The sequence below is a fragment of the Erythrobacter sp. S227 genome (assembly GCF_057364925.1).
In genome coordinates this window covers 307,891-332,125 of the sequence record NZ_CP200280.1, presented here as the reverse complement: position 1 = coordinate 332,125, position 24,235 = coordinate 307,891, and the positions used below count along the sequence as shown (strand labels likewise).

Genomic DNA, 24,235 nt, shown 5'->3' with positions numbered 1-24,235 from the left:
AAAAAACCTTGTGGCGCGAAAACCTGCCTGAAATGCCTGTCCCAAACCGGTTTCCATGGTGTCAATTCGTACATCGCGGGGCAGGTTTAGCAAGCCTGCACGGTGTAGGACACACGCTAACGAGGATGGCGCAAACGAAAAAGGGCCGCGCATTGCTGCACGGCCCCTTCCCATTGCAATGTGGTTCCGGTGTTAGCCGCCGAAGCGCACGCGCACCCCTGCAGTGACGAGCGATTGCTGCGCGCCAACATCAAGGTTTGCGGGAAGAATGGTCAAAGGAATGTCCACGTCTTCCGTCGTGTCACGGAAAGTGTACTGGCCAAAGACTTCGACACTGTCTGTCACGGCATAGCTTGCGCCTGCCATCAATTGATAGGCAAACACGCCGTCACTGTCGTCGCCCACCGGCACGCCTGATGGCTGATAATCAACGTCGACCCATTGATAGCCAAGACCACCACCGATGTAAGGCTTGATCGCGGTGCCGGTGTTGATGTCGTAATAGACATTACCAAACAGGCCGAAGGTCGAGACATCGCCTTGTCCGTCGGCAAGAACATCTCCTACGGTCGGGTTCGCAGCGTTTGCCGGACCGCGGGTCAGGACCGCTGAATCGACGCCGTCAATGATCGCGCCGCCAACCGACAGATCTTGGTGATCGTCAACGCTGTAGTCTGAGTAGGCTGCTTCAACTTCTAGACGGAAACCGTTTTCAAACGCGTATCCCGCCTGACCACTGATGGTGTAGCCGGTGTTGAAATCGGTTTCCCAACCGATGGGCGTGTCTGCCGGGATGGAGCCGAAATCATCGGTTTCAGGCACGGCCGTGGTAGTAACGCCTTCATTATTGCTGTCCTTTGGCAGTGCAATACCGCCACTGACCCCGATGTAGGGTCCGGATGTGTTGTTGTCCTGAGCGCTTGCCGGAACAGCGATCATTGCTGCCAGAATGGCCGGGGCGATAAGAAATTTTGACTGGTATTTCATGAGTTACCTCTTGTTCTAAACCAACGCACAAGTGTTCGGGGGTGTGCGATGAGAACTCATGTACGAATTTGTAACATTAATGGGAGCCAACAGGTCGATGACCCGTGCAATGCAAGCGATAATCAGTTGCAGTTTTCGATGAAACGAGTCGAGTGTGGGACGGTCAGTCTTCGTTAGCCAGCCGGTATAGGTCGCGCGCGGCGTCAACCGGCTTCATCTCGTCGCCGTCCTGATAATACCAGAAGGTCCAGCCATTGCAGCTTGGCGCGCCTTGCAGGTCCTTGCCAACGCCATGGATGGAGCCCTGAAGCTTACCCTTGGGTGTTTCGCACTCGAGCGAGCCGTCGGCCCGCACGGTTGCAAACCAGCGGCGCTTCTTGTCGAAGATTTGTGAGCCCGGTTTGATCAACCCGCTTTCCACCACTGCGCCAAAGGCGACGCGCGGAGCGGCCTTCTTGGATTGCATCGTGGTGAGAGCGCTTTCATCCAGCGGAAGCTCTTTTTCGATCCGTTTGTAGGCGGCATCGCGGTATACGTCTTCGCGCTCGCACCCGATCCATTCGCGGCCCAAACGCTTGGCAACCGCGCCGGTTGTGCCTGTACCAAAAAAGGGGTCTAGCACCACATCCCCGCGCTCTGTCGTGGCCAGAAGCACGCGGTAGAGCAGGCTTTCCGGTTTTTGCGTCGGGTGCACTTTGGTGCCGTTTTCCTTCAAACGCTCATTGCCTGAACAAATCGGCAGCACCCAGTCAGAGCGCATTTGCAGCTCGTCATTCAGCGTCTTCATCGCGCGGTAATTGAAGTGATAGCGCGCCTTTTCACCCTGGCTTGCCCAGATCAAAGTCTCATGCGCATTGGTGAAACGCGTACCCTTGAAATTGGGCATTGGGTTGGTCTTGCGCCACACGATATCGTTGAGGATCCAGAACCCGATATCCTGAAGGATCGCGCCCACGCGGTAGATATTGTGATAGCTGCCGATCACCCAAAGCGCGCCGTCAGGCTTCAGAACGCGTCTCGCTTCGATTAGCCAAGCCTTTGTAAATTCGTCATAAGCTTTGAAACTGTCGAACTGGTCCCAATGGTCCGTGACCGCATCCACTTCGGACCCGTCTGGGCGGTTGAGATCGCCGCCAAGCTGAAGGTTGTAGGGCGGGTCTGCGAAGACGCAATCGACGCTGTTATCGGGGAGCGAACGCAGGGCTTCGATGCAGTCTCCGTCGAGGATCTGGCCCAGCGGAAGGAGCGCGCGCACGTCCTGCGAGGTCGCTTTGGCTGCCCGCTTGGTCCGCTGCTTTGTTGTTTCAATCACGCCCATAATTCTGTCCCAGAGGTCACTATTCGCCAAACTTATCCACAGGGGATGAGTCCTCAGGCGTTTCGCGTCAAGCGCTTAGTTTCTGGGCTCTTATGGTTAATGCTTGGTAAACGCCCCTAAGTGCGGGGCGGAACAAAACGGGGCCCCACACAATGTTGAGTCCGCCCTTAAGGCAGGGACTCCAGATGTAGGGGGTGTTGCGTGGAGGACTCAGGCGAATACCAAGACGACGTTAGCCGTAAACGCCGCCAGCAATAGCGCGCCCAAGGGACGCCCGATGCGCTTTGCAAACCATAGCAGTGCCAATAGCGCCGCCGCGCTTGCCGTTAGAAGCGCCATTTGCAGGCCGCCAAGCTCAGCGGGAAGCGCAAAAGGCGCAATGCTCATCGTCGCCCCGCCGATCAGCAGGATGTTGTAAATGTTGGAGCCCACTACATTGCCCAGAGCCAGCGCGGATTTCCCGCGCAGGGCAGCGGCGATCGAGGCGGCGAGTTCCGGCAGGCTTGTGCCCACGGCGACAACGGTCAGGCCGATCACCGTCTCTGGCACCTTGAATATCGTTGCGAGGCTTATTGCGCCTGTGACCAAGGCATCACCGCCCAGCACAAGAATGCCCAGCCCGGCCACGAACAGCGCGGTCGCGACGACACCGTTTTGCGGGCCTTCTTCGTCCTCTTCATCCTCCAGGCTTTGCCCCGGATTGCGGTAGCGCCAGACGATGTAGGCGACGATGCCGAACAATAGCGCAAAACCGATCCATCGCGCGCCATAGCCGGACAGGACAAGCCCCCACAAAAGCACGGTCACAGACAACGCAACCACCGCATCGCGCTGTCCAACGCCTGTCAGGATAATCGGTGCCACGAGCGCCGAAACGCCGAGGATCAAAAGCGTGTTCGCAAGGTTTGATCCAACGATATTGCCCCACGCAATCTCGGGAGAGCCCGCAAGGCTTGCCTGAACGCTGGCGACCATTTCGGGCATGGATGTCGCAAAGCCGACGATCACAAGCCCTGTAAACAGGGTCGAAACGCCCAGTTTTTGGGCAATGCCAACAGCGCCCCGCACCAAAAGTTCGCCGCCAATGGCAAGGCCCACAAGGCCCGCCAGACTTAAGAGGATCGCATTCAACATGGCGTATGCGCCTAAAGCCTTGAGCCGCTAAAGCAAGCGGGCTTGAGCCACAGGGGCAAATGTCTGGCGGTGGAAAGGGGTTGGACCATGCTCTTGCAAGGCGTCCATATGCTCTTTCGTACCATAGCCCTTGTTGCGCTCCCACCCGTATTGCGGATGCGCCTGTGCTGCTTCGACCATCAAACGGTCGCGCCATTCCTTGGCGATGATGGAAGCGGCGCTGATCGAAGGTTCGAGCCCGTCGCCCCCGACAATCGCACGCGCAGGCCATCGCCAATCGTCACAGCGGCGCTCTGGTGTCTGGTTGCCGTCGATCAGGACGATCTCAGGGCCCCCAAGATTTTGGCCCTCCAGCTGAGCAACCAGATCGCACACGCACCGCGTCATCGCCTGCATGGTTGCCTGAAAGATGTTGACCTCGTCGATCTCGGCTGCATCTACCACGGCGACCGCCCATTGGCAGCTCTTGCGCAGTTCCTCGTCGAACACGGCGCGGCGTTTGGCCGATAACTTCTTGGAATCCGTGACGCCCGAAGGTATCGCCTCCCCCATAACAACAGCTGCGGCCACCACCGGCCCGGCCAATGGCCCCCGCCCCGCCTCATCGACCCCTATAATAATAGGTCCGGTTGCACATGAGCGGGCACCAATTTTAAGTTCAGGAGTTCCCTGCGACATGAACACTCTTTCAAAATATACCGCCTTATCCTCTCTCCCCGCGCTCGCGCTCGCAAGCTGTGCGACGGCCGAAACCGGGGAAAGCTCTCGTAGCGGCGGCCTGACCATCGCCGAAATGGGCGAATTTGAAAAACCGTGGGCGATTGAATTTGCACCGGGCACCGACATGCTTTTCGTCACCGAGAAAGAGGGCGTCCTCAAGGTGATGGACACGAAGAGCGGCCAGTCCGCCACCGTTGCCGGCGCGCCTGAAGTGGCCTTTGGCGGACAAGGCGGATTTGGCGATATCGCCTTCCTGCCAAGCGAAGCCGGGACAAGCGTTGATGGTCGTACCATCTATCTCAGCTGGGCCGAGATGGGCGACGATGGCGACACACGCGGCGCGGTTGTCGGCAAAGGCACTTTGTCTTGCGCCTCGATGGAGGACTGCGCGGTCGAAGGTCTTGAAGTGATCTGGCATCAGGCACCCAAAGTATCGGGCCGTGGCCACTATTCACACCGCATCACATTCTCACCCGATGAAAGCCATATGTATGTGGCCAGCGGCGACCGTCAGAAAATGTCGCCTGCACAAGATATGAGCAACACGCTGGGCTCTATTGTGCGGCTCAACCTTGATGGTAGCCCGGCTGAAGGCAATCCGTATGCCGATAACGGCGGCGTGACCGCTGAAATCTGGTCATACGGCCACCGCAATATTCTGGGTATGGATTGGGACGCAGAAGGTCGCCTGTGGGATGTAGAGCATGGCCCTGCTGGCGGGGATGAGCTGAACCTGGTTGAGGCCGGTGCGAATTATGGCTGGCCCACGCGGTCTTATGGCGAGCATTACAACGGCGACCCCATCACCGACCACACGGACGATGACGGCTATAACAAGCCCGCAATCTGGTGGACGCCGGTGATCGCGCCGGGCGATATGCAGTTCTATTCAGGCGACATGTTCGCCGATTGGCAAGGTGATGCTCTTATCGCTGGCCTTTCCAGCCGCGCCATCGTCCGCGTCGAAATCGAAGGCGAGAGCGCGACCGAAGCGGCCCGCTATCCGATAGAGGGACGCGTTCGCTCGCTCGATATTGCATCGGACGGCAGCATTTGGGTGGCGACGGACGAAGGGTCTGTCCTTCGCCTCAGCATGTAAGCTTGGCAAAGCAGCGCAAAGGCCCTAGCGCCCGGCGCGATGTCTGAAACAGCTACTCTCGTCCCGCTTTCAGCGGTTCCACCCGCCATGATCGAGGAATTGCTCGACCGTGTGTTCGGCGAGGATCGCCATGCGCGTACCGCTTACCGCATTCGTGCAGGTATGGAGTGGCTCGATGCGCTGTCCTTCGCAGCGCTTGATGCAGACGAAATGCTGGTCGGCACGATCCAGTGCTATCCCGTCGGCCTGCAAGCCAAAGACGGCGCGCGCGTGCCACTTGTCATGGTTGGGCCGGTGGCTGTTGTCCCCGAACGCCAGGGCGAAGGGTTTGGCGTTGGGTTGATGATGGCGATGCTGGACGCGGAAAACCGCATGGCGGGCGAAGGCTCGCCTGTGTTCCCGCAAGTTCTTATCGGAGACGAGGAATATTACGGGCGCTGGGGCTTTAGCGCGGGGTCAACCGTTGGATGGCAATGCCCGGGCCCCTATGAAAAAGAGCGGCTGCTTGCACGCGGCGCGGCGCTTTCGCAGATGCCGCAAGAGGGAATGCTGGGCCCCTGGAATGGCTTGGAAAGCAATGTAGCAAGCTAAGATTTTCCCATAGGTGCGCAAATGCACTTTCCTACGTGCCAAGCTTCTGCCATCGCATAGCTCGACTATGCCATACGAACCACCACCTTACCTCGCCGAACTCAGCCTCGCCGAGATCGCCAAGCAGGTCGAAGACCGCAAACTCCCTCCGGTGGAGAATTGGGCACCTGAAAAACTGGGCGACAGCTATATGCGCATTGCCGCCGATGGCACATGGTTTCACGAAGGCGATCCGATCCGCCGCCCGGCTATGGTGCGCGCGTTTTCCAGCCTTCTAACGCGCGATGATGCGGGGCAGCACTGGCTGGTCACCCCGTTCGAGAAACTCACGATCGAGGTCGATGATGCGGCCTTTATCGCGGTCGATTGCGTTGCAAAAGAGGGCGATCTCGCCTTTCGGCTGAGCACCGATGAACTGGTCGTGGCAGGGCCCGACAACCAGTTGCGCGTTGCAGGTGACCCCGACACGCCTGCGATCTATCTCCACGTACGGCGCGGGTTAGAGGCGCGTTTGAACCGCTCAACCTACACGCAGCTGGCTGAAATTGCGCTTGAGACGGGCGGCGATGACTGGATTGTCTCTAGCCAGGGCGCGCTCTTTTCGCTTCAAGGATAAGCGTGGACTTATTCAATAGACTGAGCGATCTTTATCAAACGGGCCATGCAAAAGAGTTGCACGGCCTTTTGGACGACGCCGAACTTGCCGATAGTCACACAGGCACGCCTGCTGCGGTTTTGATCGCAGTCACGGACCGGCCAGAGCCCGGCATTATCCTGACACAGCGTCCGCGCGGCATGCGCGATCACCCGGGGCAAGTCGCCTTTCCGGGCGGCAAATGCGATGATGGAGAAGACGCTGTCACCGCGGCCCTTAGGGAAGCGGAGGAAGAACTCGCTCTTCCCCGTGACGCTGTGCGCGTGATCGGAACCAGCGATCTTTACCGCACCGGCACCGGCTTTGATGTGACGCCTGTGCTGGGCGTTGTCCCGCCTGACCTGCCGCTCATTCCAAGCCCTGCCGAGGTCGAGGCATGGTTCGAACCGCCGCTGGAACTGCTGCTTGATCCTGCAAACTGGACGGCGCAGGAAGTGTTTTGGAAGGGTCAAGACCGCCGCTATTTCGAGCTCAATTACGAAGGTTTTCGCATTTGGGGTGTGACTGCCGCTATCATTCTCAATCTCGCTCGCCGCATTGAATGGACAAGAACCCAATAGAGGAAACTTGTCGAACACGCGCTTTTCTGTTTAGCGCAAGTCCACCGTGACCAAGACATTACTCCAAGCTGATTGGCCCAAACGCGAAGGCCTGGCGCTGCTCACTCAGGCGCTGGGCGCAGACAATGTGCGCTGGGTCGGCGGGGCTGTGCGCGACACGCTGTTGGGGACGCACGTGCACGATATCGACTGCGCGACCACGCTTACCCCCGATGTCGTGATCGACCGGTGCAAAACCGCCGGCATTCGCACCGTCCCGACAGGGATCGACCACGGCACGGTCACCGCCATTTTGAATGATGGAGCGGACGCAAAACTGACGGTGGAGGTCACCACCCTTCGCCGCGATGTGTCAACCGATGGCAGGCGCGCAACGGTCGCCTTTGCCACCGAATGGAAAGACGATGCGGCCCGCCGCGATTTCACGATCAACGCGCTCTACGCCCACCCCGAGACGCTTGAAATCTCAGATTACTTTGGCGGTCTGGACGATTTGGAGGCGCGCCGTGTGCGCTTTATTGGCGATGCGCGCGAAAGGATCGCAGAGGACCATCTTCGCATCCTTCGCTACTACCGCTTTCAGGCCCGCTTTGGCGCTCGGCTGGATGATGAGGCGGAGGAAGCATGCGCCGACCTTTCGGCAACGCTAAAGGGTCTGAGCCGGGAGCGCGTTGCCGATGAACTTCTGCGTCTGATCTCCCTGCCCGATCCGCACGCGACTGTGCAGCGCATGTTTGAACGCGGCGTCCTGCCGGTCATCCTGCCGGAAGCTTGCAAGGTGCATATCAAGGCGTTTCGCGCGCTCATCGACAGCGAAGCAGCGCAATCCATCGCGCCCGATCCGATCCGCCGCCTGGCAAGCCTGCTCCCGCCCTCACCCGATGTTGCCGAGGGGGTAGCGGCCCGCCTCAGGCTTTCCAGAGCGCAGCGCGCACGCCTTGTTTCGGCGGCGGAAAGAGGTGCGGGAGATGCCGAGAACCCGCAAGCGCTCGCTTACAATCTCACCGTGCCGTTCGCCGTTGACCGGATGCTGTTGCTGGGTGAGGACGCAAGCGCGCTTGCCCATTGGATGCCGCCCACCTTCCCGCTCAAAGGCGGTGCAATCGTTGCGCGCGGGGTTGCGGCAGGACCAGAAGTCGCCCGCATCCTGCAAACGGTGGAGCGCCAATGGGTCGCAGAGGGCTTTCCCGATGAGGCACGGGTTGAGGCGATTTTGGCGGAAGTGCTCTCAGCCTAGAACCTATTGTTCTTCGGGAACCCTTGAGGCGGCATGCGTCCGGCGGCTCCGCGCGCGACTTTCCATTGCCAGATTTCGTTTTCGGTGCGGGTGCGATCGCCCGAACCGCCCATTTGCCAGCTCAGCCCATCGGCAAGCGTGAAGGTCGTCGCATCGCTCAATCCGCCATCACGGTAACGCTGCAGCATCACGCCCTGCCCCCGCGCCATCACGGGCATCTCTTCCATATTGAAGACAATCAGTTTCCGGTTCTCTCCCACCGCCGCGACATGATCGTGGCCCGCAGGAATTTCGCGGATGACTTGCAGCCTGGCGTTGCCTTTGAGGTTCACCACCTGCTTGCCCTTTTTGGTCTCGGCGATGAGTTCCTTGGTCTCCGCGATAAAGCCTTTGCCAATGCTGGAGGCGAGCAACAGCCGGCCTTCGGGCTTGTGCACGAGCATGGAGGCGATGCTGGTTTCGGCAGGCAGGTCGATCATATTGCGCACCGGTTCACCAAAGCCGCGCGCGCCCGGCAATTTGTCGCACCCAAGGGTGTAGAACCGTCCGTCTGACCCTGCGATCAGAAGCTTGTCCGTCGTCTGCGCATGGAGGATAAAGGCCTGTGTGTCGCCTTCCTTGTATTTGAACTCCTGATCAAGATCGACGTGGCCTTTGGCGCCCCTGATCCATCCCTTTTGGGAGAGGATAACGGTCACAGGCTCCTTCTCGATCATCGCGTCCATCGAAAACTCGACCGCAGGCGCGGCCTCTTCGATCCGCGTGCGGCGCGCGCCCAAAGCGGTGTCCTCGGCGTAATCCTTGCGAAGGGCGCGCAGGTCCTTTTTGAGGCGCGTGCGTTGGCGTGCGGGGCTTTCGAGAAGCTTGTTAAGCTCTTCCTGCTCTTTGAGAAGTGTATCCTTCTCGGTGCGCAGCTCCATTTCCTCAAGCTTGCGCAAAGACCGCAGACGCATGTTGAGGATCGCCTCGGCCTGACGGTCGGTGAGCGCAAACTCGGCCATCATCACTTGCTTTGGCTCATCCTCGTAACGGATGATCTCGATCACGCGGTCAAGGTTGAGGAAGGCGGTGATGTAGCCTTCGACCAGCTCCAGCCGCCGCGCAATCTGGTCAAGGCGGTGCTGGGTGCGGCGTTGCAGGATTTCAATCTGCGCGGCGGTCCAGTTTTGCAGAAGCTCTTTAATCCCCATCACCATCGGCGTGCGGGTCGCATCGAGCACATTCATATTGAGCCCGAAGCGCGTCTCCATATCGGTGAGCTTGAAGATGCTCTCTTTCAGCAATTCCGGATCAACATTGCGGCTGCGCGGGACAAGCACGATGCGGATGCTTTCGTCGGACTCGTCACGGACATCATCGAGGATCGGCAGCTTCTTATCCGCAATCGCCTGAGCGATCTGTTCGATCAGCTTGCCCTTTTGCACCTGGTACGGGATTTGCGTGATGACCAGCTGCCATTGCCCGCCGCCCAGACGTTCAATGCCCGCTGCCTGATCTTCGGCCTTCTCTGCCTCTGGCGCATGGAACACACCGCGCAAACGGAAAGACCCTCGCCCGGTGCGATAGGCCTCGGAAATGACCGACGCGCTGTCCACCAATTGCCCGCCGGTCGCAAAGTCCGGCCCCTGCATCAACTCCATCAGGCGCTCATGCTCGACATGCGGATTGTCGATCAATTCCAGCGTTGCATCAATCACCTCGGCAACGTTGTGCGAGGGGATATTCGTCGCCATGCCCACGGCAATCCCGCTTGCCCCATTGCCCAGCAGATTGGGGAAGAGCCCTGGCATCAACTCTGGCTCTTCTTCCTCGCCATTGTAGGTCGGGATGAAGTCCACGGTGCCCGCATCGAGCCCTTCCATCAACTGGATCGCCGTCTTGGTCAGGCGCGCTTCGGTGTAACGGTAGGCGGCGGCATTATCGCCGTCGATATTGCCAAAGTTTCCCTGCCCCTGAACGAGAGGATAGCGAAGCGAGAAATCCTGAGCCAATCGCACCATCGCATCGTAAGCGGCGGTGTCGCCATGCGGGTGATACTTACCGATCACCTCACCCACGACGCGGGCGGATTTTTTATAGGTGCTGTCCGGTGACAGCTTCAATTGACGCATGGTCCAAAGCAACCGCCTGTGCACCGGCTTCAACCCGTCGCGCAGGTCCGGCAAAGAACGCGCGGTGATCGTCGAAAGCGCATAGACCAGATACCGCTCCGACAAAGCGGCATCAAAGGGCGCATCAACAATTGCATCAAAGGGATCGGTATCGTCGGTCATAGTGGGGTCAGCCATCGCCCACGCTTAGCAAGGTGCGACCCAAGGGGGGAGAGCAGTTTCCACAGAGTTGGTGGATTTGGCGATAGCGCCGTGACCACCCGTTTTGGCAAGGCCAAACTCCCCATTACAAGGCGACAAAACTTCGTCTGACTTGAATTATGGCAAAATTGTGGCACAACTGCGGCAAGAATGTGGCACTTAAAGACAAAGTCAGGTTCGGCTGCCCCATTCTTGATCCGCCGGTTTCCTTCAAGGGAGAGACAAATGCGTAAGTCACTAATTTCCATCGGAGCGCTCGCTCTTGCTCTAAGCGCCTGCAGCGAAACGCAAAATATGGAAGCGGACATGGTCGCCGCTGATTCTGCAGAGCCAGCGTTGGAAGCGATTGAAGCGGCTACGGGCAGCTCGGCCAACGGCGACAGCATTGAAGTCGATGACGCAGTGGCAGCGCCGCAAATCGCCTATCGCTATGCTTTGGGCTTTCGCCTTCCCGCAGATGCAATCAAGCCCCTGCAGGAACGCCATGCAGACCTTTGTGAAACACGCGGACCAACGCAGTGCCGCATCATTTCGATGGATCAAACGGATTCCGATGGCGATTATGCCTATGGCAATCTTCAAATCGCGGTTGCTGCCAATATTGCGCGGTCCTTTGCCAAAGAGCTCGAGGCAAGCTCCGGCAGCGCAGACGGAACGCTGGTTTCATCGTCCATCACTGGTGAGGACCTCTCAAAACAGATTGTCGATACCGAAGCCAAATTGCGGGCTCGCACTCTGCTGCGTGATCGCTTGATGGATATCTTGCGCAATCGCAGCGGGACGGTGGCAGAGCTGGTCGAGGCTGAACGCGGCGTGGCGCAGGTCAATCAAGAGATCGATCAAGCGCAAAGCTGGCTCAATGAGATGCGCGGACGTGTCGCATTCAGCCAGATGACGATCAGTTACGAATCCGGCAGCCGCGCCTCTGGCAGCTTTACCCAGCCAATCCGTGATGCGTGGAACTCGCTCGGCTCTATTCTGGGCAGTGTCATCGCCTTTTTGATGTTGGCCTTCACCGTTATTGTGCCAATTGGACTTGTCGGGTTTGGAGCGTTCAAATTGTGGCGTTGGATCAGGCCCAAGGCGCAAGCGCCTGTCGAGAGCCCGTCGCCAGTCTCATCTGAAGAGCCCGCTGGCTGAGGCAAGCTCATCATTCACGACAAAGGGCGCATCGGTCCTTTAGGGGAGAGAAACCGGTGCGCCCTTTTCGGGGTCTATTTGAGGGGTCAGCGGGGCGGATCAGGCGATGATGCCCGGATTGCTGAAGAAGATAACGGTCGCAAGGACTGCCGAGGTCGAGAGGATCGAGAGGGCGGCGGCGTAGAGGTTGTTCGTGCCGTTTGAGATTCTTGGGGGCATTATGGGTCTCCGGATGGGCAAGTGGACTAAGGGGTGGGGGACTGGGGGATGGGGGACTAGAAGATGGGGTTACCGGGACCCGTCAGCGATCAGGCAAATGCGAGCGGGCTGGCGGGTACGATGGCATAGGCAAACAGGCTAGCCGAGATAACTACTGAGAATGCTGCGGCGAGGAGGTTGTTGGTGGCGATAGTCATTTTGAAATTCCTTTGAATTGAGTGTTTGTCGAGATTGAAATTAAGCGAACATCGTGGGGCTTGCTGGAACGATGGCGTATGCAAGCAGGCTGGTTGAAACGATGATTGAAAGGGCTGCGGCGAAGAAGTTGTTTGCTGTGTTGGTCATGGTTCGTCTTTCCGTCTGATAAAGTTACTGTGGTCATTTGCGGGTTGTTTCCGCTGTATGCCAACTATCATGCAGACACCGTGCCAAACTCGAAAAACGGCAGAATTCTGCGGCTTTCGCGCAATCACCCAAACACACGAATTGCCCCCAAACGCAAAGATTGGGAAATTTTACCAATGTTTAGGATCGGCTTAATCGCCTATTCAGACAGGATCGTTATAATGCTGCGCTTTACTGCGATGGGGCGCTGCGCATTTCACCCCGCACGCTTTGCTTTGAGCGGTCATGTCCGACGCTGCGGTAAGTCTGGCTAAAGAGGCGAAGCTAGAAGGTAAATATTTCGAAACAAAGGTTTGGCATCTCAACCTGCCCTCAATTCTGATTTAGAGATGTGCCCTCATGACCGACGAAGAACTCCTCCAGAAGCTCACCGCTGCACAGATGAAGGCTCTTGAGAAAATGAGCCCAGACGACTGGCACTTCATCGCCGATGTCCACAATTGGGATGACGAGTTGAACGTGCTCTACTGGATCGTAAGCCAGCCCGATTGCGACAAGGCGACCGCAAGGCAGATCTTTTGGACAGGTGAGCCGACGGGATATAACTTCGAGGAATGCGAAGAGGTCATGGGCGAGAGCCCCTACAGTGTCGAACCCCTGCTGAAATACATCGCCGACCGCTTCCGTAGTGGGGGCTATCGTCGCGAAGAGATCAAATTCGACATTCTTCAAGCTATAACAGGCAGCGCTGATTACCTATTGCGCGAGGATCGGTCTCACGTCGACTATGGCATGGGACCAGAATTCGGCGAACTTCGAGACCGCGCGGCAGAAGTGGGCGCGCCTCCATTCCCTGAGGGTCTTATGGTCACGCACACGCCCGGACGGCTGATCAATCGATATGCTTATACGCTAAAGAGCCCAGAGCCGTATCCATGGACCATCGATCTCGAAACGGGTGAGCTCGACTTCGAAGGATAGACCTTCTAGCCGTGCTCTGAGTTATCAGTCCTTTCAAAAGGCCCGATAACAGCCATTCTAAAGCCCTCGCGCATCGTGGCTTTCGCCCGGTACGCTGACGGTAAGACCGTCCATCTCTTCGGTAAGATCAATCTGACACGACAATCGCGAGGTCCTCCGCGCTCCGGCGGCAAAGTCGAGCATATCTTCCTCTTCCTCAGACGCCTCGGCAAGCTTGTCGAACCACTCCGCTGCAACCACCACATGACAGGTCGAGCACGCCATCTGCCCCTCGCAAGTCCCTTCGAGCGGGAGGCCGGCGGCCTGACCAAGCTTCAGAAGATTCTCACCCACCTCGCCTTCGCATGGCACAGGCGCCCCTTTGGGATCGATAAAGGTCACTTTGATTGTCATTAGATTAGCCCCAGAGCTCCTGGTCTTTTGCCGCTGCCAATATCGTTTTGGCCGCATCGTCGATATCGTCAAGCGTGGTGTAACGCCCCCAGCCCAGCCGGATTGATGATTTGGCCTCGGCATCGGTGAGCCCGATGGCTTTCAGCACATGGCTTGGCCGGCCTGACCCGCTCGCACACGCGCTGCCAGCCGAAAACATAATGTTTCGGCAATCTGACATCAGCCGCGCCACGTCCAGCCCGTCCTTGCGAATGTTCATATTGCCATACCAGCGCGATGCCTCGCTGCCATTAAGGGTCCAGCTGTCGAAATGTTCGCGCGCGCGGGTCCACAAGGCTTCGACATGGGCGGCGTCTTGCTCCATCCGTTCCTTGGAAAGCGCGGCGGCCGCGCCAAATCCGGCGATGAGCGCTGGCGACAAAGTGCCGGAGCGAAGGCCATGTTCCTGCCCTCCGCCGGTTTGCACCTGCTGCAGTTCCACCCCGTCGCGCACCCATAATGCGCCCACGCCCTTGGGGCCGTTGAGCTTGTGCGCCGATACCGCGAGCATATCCGCGCCCGCGACGGCGATCTTGCCGTAAGCCTGCACCGCATCGACGAGAAAGAGAGCATTTTCCTGTTTGGCGCGGCGCTGCCAATCGAGGGTCGGTTGAATAGTGCCAATCTCATTATTGACCTGCATCACCGCAATCAGACGGGTCGCTTTGCCAATGTCCTGCGCCGGATCGCAGATTCCGTCGCTATCAACCTCGAGCATTTTGGAGAGCCCGGCATCGCGCGCGGTGTCGCCAACGGCTGAGTGTTCGATGGCAGAGAAGGCAACGCTCCCCTTGCCACTGGTGCCGCGAATGGCGAGGTTAAGCGCTTCGGTTGCGCCGCTGGTGAAGATCACTTTGCCGCCAGCAGGGAAAAGCGCCGCCACGGTGTCGCGCGCAGCCTCGATTGCCGCGGCTGCCTGACGGCCCATTTTATGCGGGGAATGCGGATTGCCGAAGCCAGTGCCATCTGGCCCATCGAGCCAGCGGATCATCGCATCGCGCGCTTCGGGTGCAAGCGGCGTGGTGGCTTGGTTGTCGAGATAGATCATTTCCTTGGCACCATCTTCTTCCCGCAATTTGGGCACTTCTTCATTGAGCCAATGCCATCAAAGTGCGTTGCAATCCTGTGGTCATGAGCTGGAAGGCCACAATTCATGCAACGAAAAGTGAAGACCGCCCAGCCAATCGCGCACGCAACGGGAATAAAAGACCAAGCGGTTCCAAAGATTGCATATTCTGCCATCGGAATGAAAGGAGCTGGGGTGAGAATCCTGAAGTACCATTTCCACCATTCAAGAGTCACTTGAGCGACCTCCACGCCTCAATGAAGCGGTCCAACTCCCCTGTGTTGGTATTCCACCCAAGGCTCACCCGGATGGTGCGCGCGGCGACGTCATCGCTCACGCCAAAGGCATCGAGCACCCGGCTTTTCTTCAAAGTCCCCGAGGAACACGCACTTCCCGCCGACACGGCAATGCCCATGGCGTCCAATCGGATCAGGAGAGCCTGCGCGCTCATGCTCGGATGCGCGAGCGCGAAGATGTAGTCAGTCTGATCACCGAATGTCAGGAGGTCATAGCCCAACTCCTTGGAAAAACCGGCCCGTTCTTCCGGCGTGGTCAGCCATTCGCTCGCCTCAAGCGCGCTCGCAAAGCCGAGCGCTGCGGGCATATTCTCTGTGCCCTGACGATAGCCGCGTTCGTGCCCGCCCATGGGCTCTAGCAAAGCCCAATCGCGCACCAGAAGCGCGCCAATGCCAATCGGGCCACCCAGCTTGTGAGCGGAAACCACCAGCATATCGGCATCAGGCAGGTCGAGCTTGCCCGCAGACTGCGCACAATCGGACAAAAGCACAGCGCCTGTGGATTTGATCGTCTCTGCCATCTGGGAGACAGGGTTGATCACGCCGGCTTCTGAATTGACATGCTGGACGGCCAGAAGGGTCGAGGCGTCAAATGTGCTTTCGTCCGAGGAGATTTCCGCATCGGGCGCTGCGCGAAACACCGCGTCATGCTCCACCGCGCTTACAATCCGGCGGCTCGCCTTGGTGCGATTGAGCGCAAGCCACAGCGATTCGCTAGCCCCGCTGGTAAAGATTACCTCGCCGTTCCATGAAAGCGCCGCCTTCACCCGGGCCCGCGCATCTTCGAGCGCCTGCTTCGCCTTGCGCCCCTCTGCATGCGGGCTCGACGGGTTGGCCCACAAGGCAAATCCCTCCTCCATCGCCAGCTTCGCTTCGGGGCGCAGCGGCGTTGTGGCGGCATGGTCGAGGTAAATCCGGTTGGTCAAGAATGAGCCTTATTGCGAAACGTTCTCAATAATTTGCATAGTGCAATCAATGCCTATATAGAGCCCGTAACTGCTGGCACCAGCCGGTGCACGCCATAGTTTTTCTGCCGCAACTCATTTCATAAAGGGTACTTGATGCCATCAGTCATCTTTCCCGGCCCAGAGGGCCGTCTCGAAGGTCGTTTTTCGCCGCCACCACGCCCGCGTGCACCTGTTGCCATGATCCTGCATCCCCACCCTGAAGGCGGCGGAACGATGAATGACCGGATTGTGCAGCGGCTTTACAAGACCTTCACCGACCGCGGCTTTGCAACGCTTCGCTTCAACTTTCGCGGTGTGGGCCGCAGCCAAGGCAGCTTTGACAATGGCATTGGCGAACTTTCCGATGCGGCCAGCGCGCTTGACTGGGTGCAATCGATCCACCCCGAGGCGCAGCAAACCTGGGTTGCGGGTTATTCCTTTGGCGCGCTGATCGGTATGCAATTGCTGATGCGCCGTCCGGAAGTGCGCGGATTTATCTCCGTTGCGCCGCCTGCGAATATGTATGATTTTTCGTTCCTGGCACCCTGCCCGGCCTCCGGCATTTTCGTGCAAGGGGCCGCCGATACGGTGGTTCAGCCGAGCGCTGTCCAGAAGCTCGTCGACAAGCTGCGCACGCAAAAGCACATCACGATCCATCACGACGAAATCCCGCGCGCCAACCATTTCTTCGAAAACGAAATCGAAGAGATGATGGGCAGCGTCGACAATTATCTCAATTTCCGCCTGTCGCCGGATTGTCCGATCAAATAGCCTCGATGGCTATTTAATCGTTCTTTGCTTTGCGCAACCGCACCCGCGCATACGCATTCGCAAAACAATAATTCCACGCAATTATAATACATTGCATCGGGCGACGGGTCGCGCTTTGCAACTCGATATTGCTTGTCACTCGCAACAACTCCTGTCAGCCTCCACTCATCGCACATCATGAGAGGAGAGAATCCATGAGTTTCGCGAACACAGCAAACCGCCCCAACCCCCTTGCCGCCGTTGGCGCTTTGGGCGTTCCTGCTGGAGTTGGACTGGTCTTGATTGCGGGCCTCGCAGTCACCCAAGTGATCATCCCGCCCAAGCCTAACCCCACGGCATCCAACATCCCCGATGTTGTCATTACCCCCAAACCCATCGACGACGTTCTTCCGCCGACAGACACCAAATCGGCCTCAACCCCGGTGCCCGTGCCCACATACACACGGCCGCAAAGCGACTTTGACCTGGATCTTGGCCCGACCGGTCCGATCACGCCAATTGGCAATCTGGATCCGGGCTCTTTGGTAGGGTCCGACGCCTTCACTGGCACGCTTCCTCCGATTGAACCCCTGTTTGACCCGGTCGCCGCCTCCCCGCGCGGCAATCCGTCGAACTGGATCACCACAGCCGATTATCGCAGCACCTGGATCAGGCGCGAGCTTACCGGAACGGCGCGCTTTACCTTGCAGATCGATGCAAGCGGCAAGGTCAGCGATTGCAGGATTACCGGTTCGACCGGCCATGCCGCGCTTGATCAGGCGACTTGCAGGCTGATCGAGGCGCGCGCCGTGTTCAACCCCGCCAAGGGCACCGATGGCGGCGTAACGGCCGGAACCTATTCCAGCTCGGTCAACTGGCAAATCCCCTAGGGTCCTGACCCTAGCCAACCGAGCAGGCAGCAAATGGCCGGGGCGTTTTACTGCGTCTCGGCCTTTTGTGTTTCCTCGATCATGTCGACCGGCGATGCGCCGTCCGATGTCGGGATCGTCCAGATCAGGACATTGCCAACCGCGATGACGGCCAGAACCACCATAAGCGCAGGCTGTTTCACCTCGCCTGTGCGCCGCCAATAGAGGTAGGCGCCAAGCACCAGGAAGATCGCAGCGAGCATCACGAGCGAGAAAACCAGATCAGTCATGCTTTGCGCCAATCATCCATTTGTCATCAGTTGTAAATGCTCTGGCAAAACAGCGCTTTGGTCGCTAGCCTTGAACCAACGCATTTCAAGGAGGGACATATGGGTATTTTCAGTTCAATTTCTAACGCGATTTTCGGCGACGACGAAGAAGAGAAAAAAGCAGCTGAAGCAGCGCCTGCCGCAGCGTCGGCCGCACCAGAGCGCGCAGCGATCAGCGCGGACGACGTGGCCGCTCGCATCGGCAGCATTCCGGGTTCGGACAAGCTCAACTGGCAGACTTCGATTGTCGACCTGATGAAGCTTGTGCGCATCGACCCTAGCTATGAGAACCGCAAGGCGCTCGCCATCGAGATGGGCAACACCGATTATTCGGGCACCGCAGAAGACAACATCGCTCTTCACAAGGCGGTTCTGAACCAGATGGCAGCCGCTGGCGGTATCGTCCCGGCTCACCTGAAAGACTGAGTTACCTGCGAAATCCTGTCGCCTCCGTTACCGGCTTCGGGAAAATCGCCTAAATCCAAACGCGCCGCCATGCCTGTTTCAGGGATGGCGGCGCTTTTATTTGCGCTTCTTGCCGCCAACTGATGGTAGTCTTGCGCCAGATCACTAAATCATGTGCTGACAAACGATCAGGAGCCGCGCGATGGAACAGTTGGGAAACGATCTTGAAACGATGCGGCGCGTGCCGCTTGCAGATGCGCACGTTGATGCAATCTGCGAAATTGGCGAGGAAAAAACCTATCCGGCGGGTAGCATCGTTGCCGACATCGGCGACCGGATGGACACCTTTGTGTATGTGCTCGACGGCGAAATCGAAGTCGTTGACCAATACACCGGCAAACGCCTGATGGAAGCATCGCTTGGTCCGACCCAGTTTATGGGGGAGATCGGCTTTCTCAATCGGGGCGCGCACTATCTCAAGATGCGCGCGACCTGTGACACCAGAGTGATCGAAGCGCCTCGGACACAAATGCTTGAGCTGATGAGCCGCGTGCCGGAATTGTCCGACCATATCCTGACCGTATTTGCAGCGCGCAGGCGCAAGCAATTCGAGCTTTCCAATGGCTCGGTCAAAGTCATCGGCGCAGATCGGGATGCAAAAGTTCAGGAAGTTGAACGGTTTTTGTCGCGCAACCGCATCCCTTTTTCCAGCTACGATATGGACCATGGCGACCGCGAAACGCTTGAGGCGTGCTCCATCGTCAGCCATGAGCCGGGCGTCATCGTTGGCACCGACACGAAACTGGAAGATCCCAGCCCTCGCAAAGTGGCGCAGTACCTGGGCCTTGATCTCGATATCTGCTCCCAACGCGAATTTGACCTTTTGATTGTCGGCGGCGGGCCAGCCGGTGTCGCCGCAGCGGTTTACGCCGGCAGCGAGGGGCTTGAGGCATTGGTGATCGAGGATACGGCAGTTGGCGGGCAAGCAGGCACGTCGAGCCGGATCGAAAACTACATGGGCTTTCCCACCGGCATCAGCGGCACTGATCTTACATGGCGAGGCCAGATTCAGGCGATGAAATTTGGCACGCGCTTTGTCATGCCGCGCCGGGTTGTGGATGTCGAACGGCGCGAGGATGGAAGCTTTTGCGCAAAGCTCGACGATGACGACGAGATTTGCACCAAGTCGATATTGGTCAGCACCGGGGTGCAATATCGCCGCTTGCCGCTCGACAATCTTGAAGAGCTTGAAGGTGCAGGCGTGTTCTATTCCGCCACCGAGATGGAAGCGCGCTTCTGTTCCAACACCGAGGCAGTGGTTATCGGCGGGGGCAATTCCGCAGGGCAAGCTGCGATGTATTTGAGCCGGTCAGCGGCGCATGTGCATCTTGTCGTGCGCTCCGACAGTCTGGCGGCGTCAATGTCGAGCTATCTTTCGCGGCGGCTTGAGGCCGATCCGCGCGTGACAATTCACTACAACACGACCGTAACACAATTGCATGGAGAGGATTGGCTGAGCGGGGTCACATTTACATCACCAGATGGAGAGCGCCTGATAGATACGCGCGCACTTTTCATCATGATCGGTGCAGCTCCCAATACGCAATGGCTGGGCGGGCTGGTCGAAACAGATGACAAAGGGTTCGTTATTACCGGCGCGCAAGCAGGCCGCGAGAGCCCGTTCGAGACAGGCACAGACGGAATTTTCGCAGTGGGCGATGTGCGATCTGGCTCCGTCAAACGCGTCGCAAGCGCCGTTGGCGAAGGGTCAGTGGTAGTCAGCCGGATTTGGTCTTATCTTGACAGCTTACGCGGCGACGAAGACTGAGAATTCGCGATTAGCGGCTAATCATACCGCCAACGATCGAGCCCAGGATACCACCCAGGCCGCCACCGCTCTGGCCGCTGCCTTGCGCGCTGTTGCCTGCTTCTTTCGCCATATAGCCAGCGACCGCCATGGCGAGGATCGGCAGCATCTTCTTGAGCAGACCTTCGTCAATGCCGGTGATCCCGGCGACTTCGCCTGCGACAGAGCGGCTGACATCCTTGGTGCCGAAAATCGCGCCAAGAATATCGTTACCAGGCTGAGTGGGCGTCGGGCTTGAGCCGAGGACTGCGTCGAGCAATCCTCCGCCAAGCATTCCGCCCAATCCGCCAGCAGCGCCGCCCTGAGAATTGCCGCCGCCAAGGATCGCGCCCGCCAGACTGCCCAAGCCGCCGAGGGGATCAGGCGTTGCATTGCCGCCCGTTGCGCTGCGGCCCATGCCTGCGACAATCGCGGGCAAAAGCGCGCCCGCTGCCGTTTGGGCTGTGCCCTCGTCCACGCCAAGTTCGCGCGCCATGGACGAAATCGCGCCCGTTTGTTGAAGCATTGCAGCAAGGCTCATGCCATATCCCCTCTCATCTGGTCGCGATTATTTCTTGCCGAACAGGCCGCTGGCCATGTCCGCAATATCGTCAAGCGGATTGCCGTCGCCATCCTTGTCGAGCAGCCCCATCAGGGAGGAGGGATCATTTTTGATTGCGTCTGCAAACTGGGTCAGCGAGCCTTCGCCGCCGATCTGTTCGACCATCTTGCTGAGCACGCCGGTATCAAGTCCGGTCTTGGCCGATGCCAGTTCGACCGTATCGCCTTCCATCTGGTGCGTCTGGCCTAGGGTGGCGATTGCTTTTTCCGCCATCGCGGGATCAATTCCCACCTTTGCGGCAAGATTGACCACATCATCCGGTGCACCACCGATATTCTTCAAAATTCCATCCAGCAAACTCATGGCGCTTCTCCTTTGTGTGTAAGGACATGAGCCTAGAGCGTTGTCGAGCGATGCGAAAGTAAAGAAATGTCCCCGAGGCGCTGGGAATAATCGAGAGGAGTGATACACACGGGTGATGCCCCCGCGTTCCACCATCGCTCTTGTTGCAGGAGGGCTTGCCCTTGCCTCAGCGATCCTGCCGCTGTTTCCTTCCGATTTCTGGGCCATCCGGGCGACCGGCTTCGTGCGCGAACCGGCGGGATATCTCTTTGGCGTGCTTGCGGTTCTGACAACGGTTTTCGTAAAGTCCTATCGCTTGATTGCCGCGGTGATGTTCCTGGTCGCGGCGACGATCAATTTTGTGGTCGTCTGGCCCTATTCGCAACTCGCCGCCGAGCAGGTCGATCTGGTGCCCTCGCACCCGTCAGAGCAATGCTTCACCGCCTATGCGGCCAACGTCAAAATGAAAAACAGGGACCACGACCGTCTGATCGAGCAGGTACGCGAGGCTGATCCGGACGTTTTGTTCCTGACCGAAGTGGACGAAAACTGGGCCGACGCCTTGCAACCGTTGCTGGACGAATATCCCTACGCTTTGACCCACCCGCAATCCGACACCTTTGGCAAGGCCTTTGCCAGCCGATTGCCGGTTCTTAATGCCGATATTCTTGAAAAACCGGGCGAAGATACACCAAGCGTCTTTGCCCTCTTGCAAGCAAGCGAAGGCTCGCTTGTGCAGTTTGTCGGCCTTCACCCCAAAGCGCCTCTGCCCGGTCAAGACACCACCGAACGCGATCGCAGCATCAAACGCGCGGCGGAACGGACAAATGGCGAGACGCCGAGCGATATGGCGGGCGCGGTGGCGATGGGCGATTTCAACGACGTGCCATGGTCCCCCACGACCACCCAATTCCGCAAAATCGGTGACTGGAAAGACCCGCGGATCGGAAGAGGCACCTACCCGACATTCCCGGCCTTTTTCCCAGCCTTGGGGTGGCCGCTGGATCAGATCATGGTGAATGGCGACCTGAAAGTTCGCACATTCGAAGTGCTCCCCGCGAACGGTTCGGACCACCGTGCGGTGCGCGCCGAATTGTGCATTGATCAGACGATCACGAGAGCCAGCCGGAACCCCGGCTGACCCTCGTTTTCACTCGCAATAATGATCAGGCGGCAACGGCCCCTGCGGGCGCTGCCTGACGGACGCCTTCGTCCACATGCGCTTCGAATTCAGCAAAGTTGTCGATGAACAATTGCACCAGCTTTTGCGCGGTCGCGTCGTAATCGGCCTTGTCCGACCAGGTGGCGCGCGGGTCGAGGATCGTCTGGTCAATACCAGCCTCGGCCAGAACCGGCACGTGGACAGGCACATCAAAGCCAAAATTCGGGTCTTTGCGGAACTCAACGCCTTCCAGATTGCCATCAAGCGCCGCATTCAAAAGCGCGCGGGTTGCCTTGATTGGCATACGATTGCCGACGCCATATTTGCCGCCGGTCCAGCCGGTGTTGAGCAACCAGCATTGAACGCCGCCCTTGGCGATGCGCTCTTTCAAAAGATTGCCATAAACGCTCGGGTGGCGCGGCATGAAAGGCGCGCCAAAGCAGGTTGAGAAGGTTGCTTCGGGCTCGGTCACGCCGATTTCAGTGCCAGCGACCTTCGCGGTGTAGCCCGACAGGAAGTGATACATCGCCTGATCCGGCGTCAGCCGCGCAATCGGAGGCAGAACGCCAAACGCATCGGCGGTCAGCATGACGACATTGCTGGGCGCAGGACCGAGGTTCTTTTCAGACGTGTTCGGAATGAAATCAATCGGATACGCGCCGCGTGTGTTCTCGGCGAGCGTGTTGTCGTCGAAGTCCAGTTCGCGGGTTTGTTCATCCATCACTACGTTTTCGAGCACGGTGCCGAACATTTTGGTGGTGGCGTAAATCTCGGGCTCTGCTTCTTCGGAAAGGCGGATCATTTTCGCATAACACCCGCCCTCGAAGTTGAAGACCGCCGTATCGGACCAGCCATGCTCGTCATCACCGATAAGCGTGCGCGAGGCGTCCGCAGAAAGGGTAGTCTTGCCCGTGCCCGAAAGACCGAAGAACACCGCCGTCTTTCCATCCGCGCTGATATTGGCCGAGCAGTGCATCGGCATCACGCCTTTGGTTGGCAGCAGATAGTTGAGAATGCCGAAGACCGACTTCTTCATCTCGCCTGCATAACGCGTGCCGCCGATCAGGATCAGTTTTTCGGTCAGGTTCACTGCAATCACGGTCTCCGAATTGGTGCCGTGGCGTGCGGGGTCAGCCTTAAAGCTGGGCAGGTCGATGATAGTGTATTCGGGCGCGAACGTGCCCAGTTCTTCCACGCTCGGGCGCACCAGCATCGTGCGGATGAAAAGGTTGTGCCAGGCAAGCTCATTGATAACGCGAACATTCACGCGGTGCTCTGGCTGAGACCCGCCGAAAAGGTCCGCGACATAAAGCGTCTCTTTATCACCAAGCGCGCTCAGGAAATCTTCCTTGAGGTTGGCAAAATGCTTGGGCGTCATGCTCGCGTTGACCTTGCCCCACCATACCGTGTCTTCGGTGGTGGCATCGCGCACGATGAACTTGTCTTTCGCGCTGCGTCCGGTCTTTGCGCCGGTTTTCACGACAAGCGCGCCGTGCTTGGACAGTTGACCTTCACCAGAGCCGATGGCTGCTTCGACCAGGGCCGAGGTACCAAGGTTTGCATGGATGGTCGCGTTGGTTTCAATGCCCTGTGAGGGGAGCGGTTGGGCCAGCGGGGTCAACGTGTATTCTCCTGTTGTCATCGCGCAATGCGACAGGTTGTGCATACGTATGCACCAATGGTCTGGGACGGGGGGTTTGCTTGCGCAATATCGATGCAACGATTCGCTTGAAAACGCCTGACCCCAGGAATTGAGCTTTCGCATAAAGACGAGCCCGCCCCACGTCAAACCCTGCAGGCCAGGCCGGTATTGTCGACATGATCAAACGCTGTGGATTGGCCTGTGCGGTTGGTTTGTGGGGTTAGCTTGGCGGGTCAGTTCGCCAGACCACGAGACTGATTGTTTCCCGAACAACTTACCGCTAACCTCT

Annotated in this window: 26 protein-coding genes; 12 read left to right on the top strand and 14 right to left on the bottom strand. The window is 58.4% G+C overall.

The window, feature by feature from the left end; all coding sequences use genetic code 11:
* Positions 1 to 192: 192 nt before the first annotated feature.
* The 4 genes from AC0V6Q_RS01505 to AC0V6Q_RS01490 all read right to left on the bottom strand — a co-directional run bounded on the left by AC0V6Q_RS01505 (position 193) and on the right by AC0V6Q_RS01490 (position 4,117).
* A complete protein-coding gene (locus tag AC0V6Q_RS01505) occupies positions 193 to 987 on the bottom strand; it encodes an outer membrane protein (protein WP_486166677.1) in 795 nt (264 codons plus the stop codon).
* A gap of 163 nt (positions 988 to 1,150) precedes the next feature.
* A complete protein-coding gene (locus tag AC0V6Q_RS01500) occupies positions 1,151 to 2,305 on the bottom strand; it encodes a DNA methyltransferase (protein ID WP_486166676.1) in 1,155 nt (384 codons plus the stop codon).
* Positions 2,306 to 2,515: 210 nt separating this feature from the next.
* Positions 2,516 to 3,439 (bottom strand): calcium/sodium antiporter, encoded by a 924-nt coding sequence (locus AC0V6Q_RS01495; RefSeq protein ID WP_486166675.1) that lies wholly within the window; start codon positions 3,437 to 3,439, stop codon positions 2,516 to 2,518.
* A 27-nt stretch (positions 3,440 to 3,466) separates the two neighbouring features.
* Positions 3,467 to 4,117, bottom strand: a complete 651-nt coding sequence (locus tag AC0V6Q_RS01490; protein WP_486166674.1) for a ribonuclease HII — start codon at positions 4,115 to 4,117, stop codon at positions 3,467 to 3,469.
* On the opposite strand from AC0V6Q_RS01490, the gene AC0V6Q_RS01485 reads away from it, so the two are divergent.
* The 5 genes from AC0V6Q_RS01485 (at position 4,116) to AC0V6Q_RS01465 (ending at position 8,301) form a co-directional block, all read left to right on the top strand.
* Positions 4,116 to 5,258 (top strand): PQQ-dependent sugar dehydrogenase, encoded by a 1,143-nt coding sequence (locus AC0V6Q_RS01485; protein WP_486166673.1) that lies wholly within the window; start codon positions 4,116 to 4,118, stop codon positions 5,256 to 5,258. The two genes, AC0V6Q_RS01490 and AC0V6Q_RS01485, sit on opposite strands and share 2 nt — an antisense overlap.
* Positions 5,259 to 5,297: 39 nt before the next feature.
* Positions 5,298 to 5,849 carry a GNAT family N-acetyltransferase gene (locus tag AC0V6Q_RS01480; RefSeq protein ID WP_486166672.1) on the top strand — a complete coding sequence of 184 codons (552 nt, stop codon included), beginning with the start codon at positions 5,298 to 5,300 and terminating at the stop codon, positions 5,847 to 5,849.
* A gap of 67 nt (positions 5,850 to 5,916) precedes the next feature.
* Complete coding sequence (locus AC0V6Q_RS01475) at positions 5,917 to 6,465, top strand: DUF1285 domain-containing protein (protein ID WP_486166671.1); 549 nt, start codon at positions 5,917 to 5,919, stop codon at positions 6,463 to 6,465.
* A gap of 2 nt (positions 6,466 to 6,467) precedes the next feature.
* Positions 6,468 to 7,064, top strand: coding sequence for a CoA pyrophosphatase (locus AC0V6Q_RS01470; RefSeq protein ID WP_486166670.1), 597 nt, complete (start codon positions 6,468 to 6,470; stop codon positions 7,062 to 7,064).
* Between the two features lie 46 nt (positions 7,065 to 7,110).
* Positions 7,111 to 8,301: a CCA tRNA nucleotidyltransferase gene (locus AC0V6Q_RS01465; RefSeq protein WP_486166669.1), complete on the top strand. Its 1,191-nt coding sequence runs from the start codon at positions 7,111 to 7,113 to the stop codon at positions 8,299 to 8,301.
* Here AC0V6Q_RS01465 and parC read toward each other — a convergent pair.
* Complete coding sequence (gene parC / locus AC0V6Q_RS01460; protein ID WP_486166668.1) at positions 8,298 to 10,589, bottom strand: DNA topoisomerase IV subunit A; 2,292 nt, start codon at positions 10,587 to 10,589, stop codon at positions 8,298 to 8,300. The genes AC0V6Q_RS01465 and parC overlap by 4 nt on opposite strands.
* Before the next feature lie 249 nt (positions 10,590 to 10,838).
* Here parC and AC0V6Q_RS01455 point away from each other — a divergent pair, with 249 nt between their 5' ends.
* Positions 10,839 to 11,753: a DUF4349 domain-containing protein gene (locus AC0V6Q_RS01455; RefSeq protein WP_486166667.1), complete on the top strand. Its 915-nt coding sequence runs from the start codon at positions 10,839 to 10,841 to the stop codon at positions 11,751 to 11,753.
* Positions 11,754 to 12,061: 308 nt separating this feature from the next.
* On the opposite strand, the gene AC0V6Q_RS01450 is transcribed toward AC0V6Q_RS01455, so the two are convergent.
* The gene (locus AC0V6Q_RS01450) at positions 12,062 to 12,169 is read right to left on the bottom strand and encodes an enoyl-CoA hydratase (protein WP_486166666.1); all 108 of its coding nucleotides are present in this window, start codon (positions 12,167 to 12,169) and stop codon (positions 12,062 to 12,064) included.
* A gap of 40 nt (positions 12,170 to 12,209) precedes the next feature.
* On the bottom strand, positions 12,210 to 12,317 hold the full coding sequence (locus AC0V6Q_RS01445; RefSeq protein ID WP_081853275.1) for an enoyl-CoA hydratase: 108 nt from the start codon (positions 12,315 to 12,317) through the stop codon (positions 12,210 to 12,212).
* Positions 12,318 to 12,716: 399 nt separating this feature from the next.
* Between AC0V6Q_RS01445 and AC0V6Q_RS01440 the strand changes: the two genes are divergently transcribed.
* Positions 12,717 to 13,298, top strand: a complete 582-nt coding sequence (locus AC0V6Q_RS01440) for a DUF4274 domain-containing protein (protein ID WP_486166665.1) — start codon at positions 12,717 to 12,719, stop codon at positions 13,296 to 13,298.
* 57 nt (positions 13,299 to 13,355) lie between these two features.
* On the opposite strand, the gene AC0V6Q_RS01435 is transcribed toward AC0V6Q_RS01440, so the two are convergent.
* The 3 genes from AC0V6Q_RS01435 to AC0V6Q_RS01425 all read right to left on the bottom strand — a co-directional run bounded on the left by AC0V6Q_RS01435 (position 13,356) and on the right by AC0V6Q_RS01425 (position 16,018).
* Positions 13,356 to 13,691, bottom strand: a complete 336-nt coding sequence (locus AC0V6Q_RS01435; protein ID WP_486166664.1) for a 2Fe-2S iron-sulfur cluster-binding protein — start codon at positions 13,689 to 13,691, stop codon at positions 13,356 to 13,358.
* A 4-nt stretch (positions 13,692 to 13,695) separates the two neighbouring features.
* Complete coding sequence (locus tag AC0V6Q_RS01430) at positions 13,696 to 14,778, bottom strand: cysteine desulfurase family protein (protein ID WP_486169218.1); 1,083 nt, start codon at positions 14,776 to 14,778, stop codon at positions 13,696 to 13,698.
* Between the two features lie 250 nt (positions 14,779 to 15,028).
* Positions 15,029 to 16,018, bottom strand: coding sequence for a cysteine desulfurase family protein (locus tag AC0V6Q_RS01425; RefSeq protein ID WP_486166663.1), 990 nt, complete (start codon positions 16,016 to 16,018; stop codon positions 15,029 to 15,031).
* Between the two features lie 135 nt (positions 16,019 to 16,153).
* Between AC0V6Q_RS01425 and AC0V6Q_RS01420 the strand changes: the two genes are divergently transcribed.
* Together AC0V6Q_RS01420 and AC0V6Q_RS01415 are read left to right on the top strand one after the other, a co-directional pair.
* Complete coding sequence (locus tag AC0V6Q_RS01420) at positions 16,154 to 16,810, top strand: alpha/beta hydrolase (RefSeq protein ID WP_034959385.1); 657 nt, start codon at positions 16,154 to 16,156, stop codon at positions 16,808 to 16,810.
* Between the two features lie 194 nt (positions 16,811 to 17,004).
* Entirely contained in the window at positions 17,005 to 17,679 is a 675-nt protein-coding gene (locus AC0V6Q_RS01415; protein WP_486166662.1) for an energy transducer TonB, read from the top strand.
* Positions 17,680 to 17,726: 47 nt separating this feature from the next.
* Here the strand turns inward: AC0V6Q_RS01415 and AC0V6Q_RS01410 are convergent, their stop codons facing one another.
* Positions 17,727 to 17,948 (bottom strand): hypothetical protein, encoded by a 222-nt coding sequence (locus AC0V6Q_RS01410; protein WP_486166661.1) that lies wholly within the window; start codon positions 17,946 to 17,948, stop codon positions 17,727 to 17,729.
* 99 nt (positions 17,949 to 18,047) lie between these two features.
* Between AC0V6Q_RS01410 and AC0V6Q_RS01405 the strand changes: the two genes are divergently transcribed.
* Both AC0V6Q_RS01405 and AC0V6Q_RS01400 read left to right on the top strand, forming a co-directional pair.
* Entirely contained in the window at positions 18,048 to 18,413 is a 366-nt protein-coding gene (locus AC0V6Q_RS01405) for a DUF3597 family protein (protein WP_486166660.1), read from the top strand.
* Between the two features lie 181 nt (positions 18,414 to 18,594).
* Entirely contained in the window at positions 18,595 to 20,220 is a 1,626-nt protein-coding gene (locus AC0V6Q_RS01400; protein WP_486166659.1) for an FAD-dependent oxidoreductase, read from the top strand.
* Positions 20,221 to 20,230: 10 nt separating this feature from the next.
* Here AC0V6Q_RS01400 and AC0V6Q_RS01395 read toward each other — a convergent pair whose 3' ends face one another.
* Both AC0V6Q_RS01395 and AC0V6Q_RS01390 read right to left on the bottom strand, forming a co-directional pair.
* A complete protein-coding gene (locus AC0V6Q_RS01395) occupies positions 20,231 to 20,779 on the bottom strand; it encodes a DUF937 domain-containing protein (protein WP_486166658.1) in 549 nt (182 codons plus the stop codon).
* Positions 20,780 to 20,806: 27 nt separating this feature from the next.
* The gene (locus tag AC0V6Q_RS01390; RefSeq protein ID WP_486166657.1) at positions 20,807 to 21,163 is read right to left on the bottom strand and encodes a hypothetical protein; all 357 of its coding nucleotides are present in this window, start codon (positions 21,161 to 21,163) and stop codon (positions 20,807 to 20,809) included.
* A gap of 115 nt (positions 21,164 to 21,278) precedes the next feature.
* Here AC0V6Q_RS01390 and AC0V6Q_RS01385 point away from each other — a divergent pair, with 115 nt between their 5' ends.
* Positions 21,279 to 22,283, top strand: a complete 1,005-nt coding sequence (locus AC0V6Q_RS01385) for an endonuclease/exonuclease/phosphatase family protein (RefSeq protein WP_486166656.1) — start codon at positions 21,279 to 21,281, stop codon at positions 22,281 to 22,283.
* A gap of 25 nt (positions 22,284 to 22,308) precedes the next feature.
* Here the strand turns inward: AC0V6Q_RS01385 and AC0V6Q_RS01380 are convergent, their stop codons facing one another.
* Positions 22,309 to 23,946: a phosphoenolpyruvate carboxykinase gene (locus tag AC0V6Q_RS01380; protein ID WP_486166655.1), complete on the bottom strand. Its 1,638-nt coding sequence runs from the start codon at positions 23,944 to 23,946 to the stop codon at positions 22,309 to 22,311.
* Positions 23,947 to 24,235: the final 289 nt, after the last annotated feature.

Excerpts from the sequence above, each read along its gene's own strand:
- AC0V6Q_RS01505 (WP_486166677.1), bottom strand. The coding sequence starts at position 987 with ATGAAATACCAGTCAAAATTTCTTATCGCCCCGGCCATTCTGGCAGCA.
- AC0V6Q_RS01500 (WP_486166676.1), bottom strand. The coding sequence starts at position 2,305 with ATGGGCGTGATTGAAACAACAAAGCAGCGGACCAAGCGGGCAGCCAAA.
- AC0V6Q_RS01495 (WP_486166675.1), bottom strand. The coding sequence starts at position 3,439 with ATGTTGAATGCGATCCTCTTAAGTCTGGCGGGCCTTGTGGGCCTTGCC.
- AC0V6Q_RS01485 (WP_486166673.1), top strand. The coding sequence starts at position 4,116 with ATGAACACTCTTTCAAAATATACCGCCTTATCCTCTCTCCCCGCGCTC.
- AC0V6Q_RS01490 (WP_486166674.1), bottom strand. The coding sequence starts at position 4,117 with ATGTCGCAGGGAACTCCTGAACTTAAAATTGGTGCCCGCTCATGTGCA.
- AC0V6Q_RS01480 (WP_486166672.1), top strand. The coding sequence starts at position 5,298 with ATGTCTGAAACAGCTACTCTCGTCCCGCTTTCAGCGGTTCCACCCGCC.
- AC0V6Q_RS01475 (WP_486166671.1), top strand. The coding sequence starts at position 5,917 with ATGCCATACGAACCACCACCTTACCTCGCCGAACTCAGCCTCGCCGAG.
- parC (WP_486166668.1), bottom strand. The coding sequence starts at position 10,589 with ATGGCTGACCCCACTATGACCGACGATACCGATCCCTTTGATGCAATT.
- AC0V6Q_RS01455 (WP_486166667.1), top strand. The coding sequence starts at position 10,839 with ATGCGTAAGTCACTAATTTCCATCGGAGCGCTCGCTCTTGCTCTAAGC.
- AC0V6Q_RS01450 (WP_486166666.1), bottom strand. The coding sequence starts at position 12,169 with ATGACTATCGCCACCAACAACCTCCTCGCCGCAGCATTCTCAGTAGTT.
- AC0V6Q_RS01445 (WP_081853275.1), bottom strand. The coding sequence starts at position 12,317 with ATGACCAACACAGCAAACAACTTCTTCGCCGCAGCCCTTTCAATCATC.
- AC0V6Q_RS01440 (WP_486166665.1), top strand. The coding sequence starts at position 12,717 with ATGACCGACGAAGAACTCCTCCAGAAGCTCACCGCTGCACAGATGAAG.
- AC0V6Q_RS01435 (WP_486166664.1), bottom strand. The coding sequence starts at position 13,691 with ATGACAATCAAAGTGACCTTTATCGATCCCAAAGGGGCGCCTGTGCCA.
- AC0V6Q_RS01430 (WP_486169218.1), bottom strand. The coding sequence starts at position 14,778 with ATGATCTATCTCGACAACCAAGCCACCACGCCGCTTGCACCCGAAGCG.
- AC0V6Q_RS01420 (WP_034959385.1), top strand. The coding sequence starts at position 16,154 with ATGCCATCAGTCATCTTTCCCGGCCCAGAGGGCCGTCTCGAAGGTCGT.
- AC0V6Q_RS01415 (WP_486166662.1), top strand. The coding sequence starts at position 17,005 with ATGAGTTTCGCGAACACAGCAAACCGCCCCAACCCCCTTGCCGCCGTT.
- AC0V6Q_RS01410 (WP_486166661.1), bottom strand. The coding sequence starts at position 17,948 with ATGACTGATCTGGTTTTCTCGCTCGTGATGCTCGCTGCGATCTTCCTG.
- AC0V6Q_RS01405 (WP_486166660.1), top strand. The coding sequence starts at position 18,048 with ATGGGTATTTTCAGTTCAATTTCTAACGCGATTTTCGGCGACGACGAA.
- AC0V6Q_RS01400 (WP_486166659.1), top strand. The coding sequence starts at position 18,595 with ATGGAACAGTTGGGAAACGATCTTGAAACGATGCGGCGCGTGCCGCTT.
- AC0V6Q_RS01395 (WP_486166658.1), bottom strand. The coding sequence starts at position 20,779 with ATGAGCCTTGCTGCAATGCTTCAACAAACGGGCGCGATTTCGTCCATG.
- AC0V6Q_RS01390 (WP_486166657.1), bottom strand. The coding sequence starts at position 21,163 with ATGAGTTTGCTGGATGGAATTTTGAAGAATATCGGTGGTGCACCGGAT.
- AC0V6Q_RS01385 (WP_486166656.1), top strand. The coding sequence starts at position 21,279 with ATGCCCCCGCGTTCCACCATCGCTCTTGTTGCAGGAGGGCTTGCCCTT.
- AC0V6Q_RS01380 (WP_486166655.1), bottom strand. The coding sequence starts at position 23,946 with ATGACAACAGGAGAATACACGTTGACCCCGCTGGCCCAACCGCTCCCC.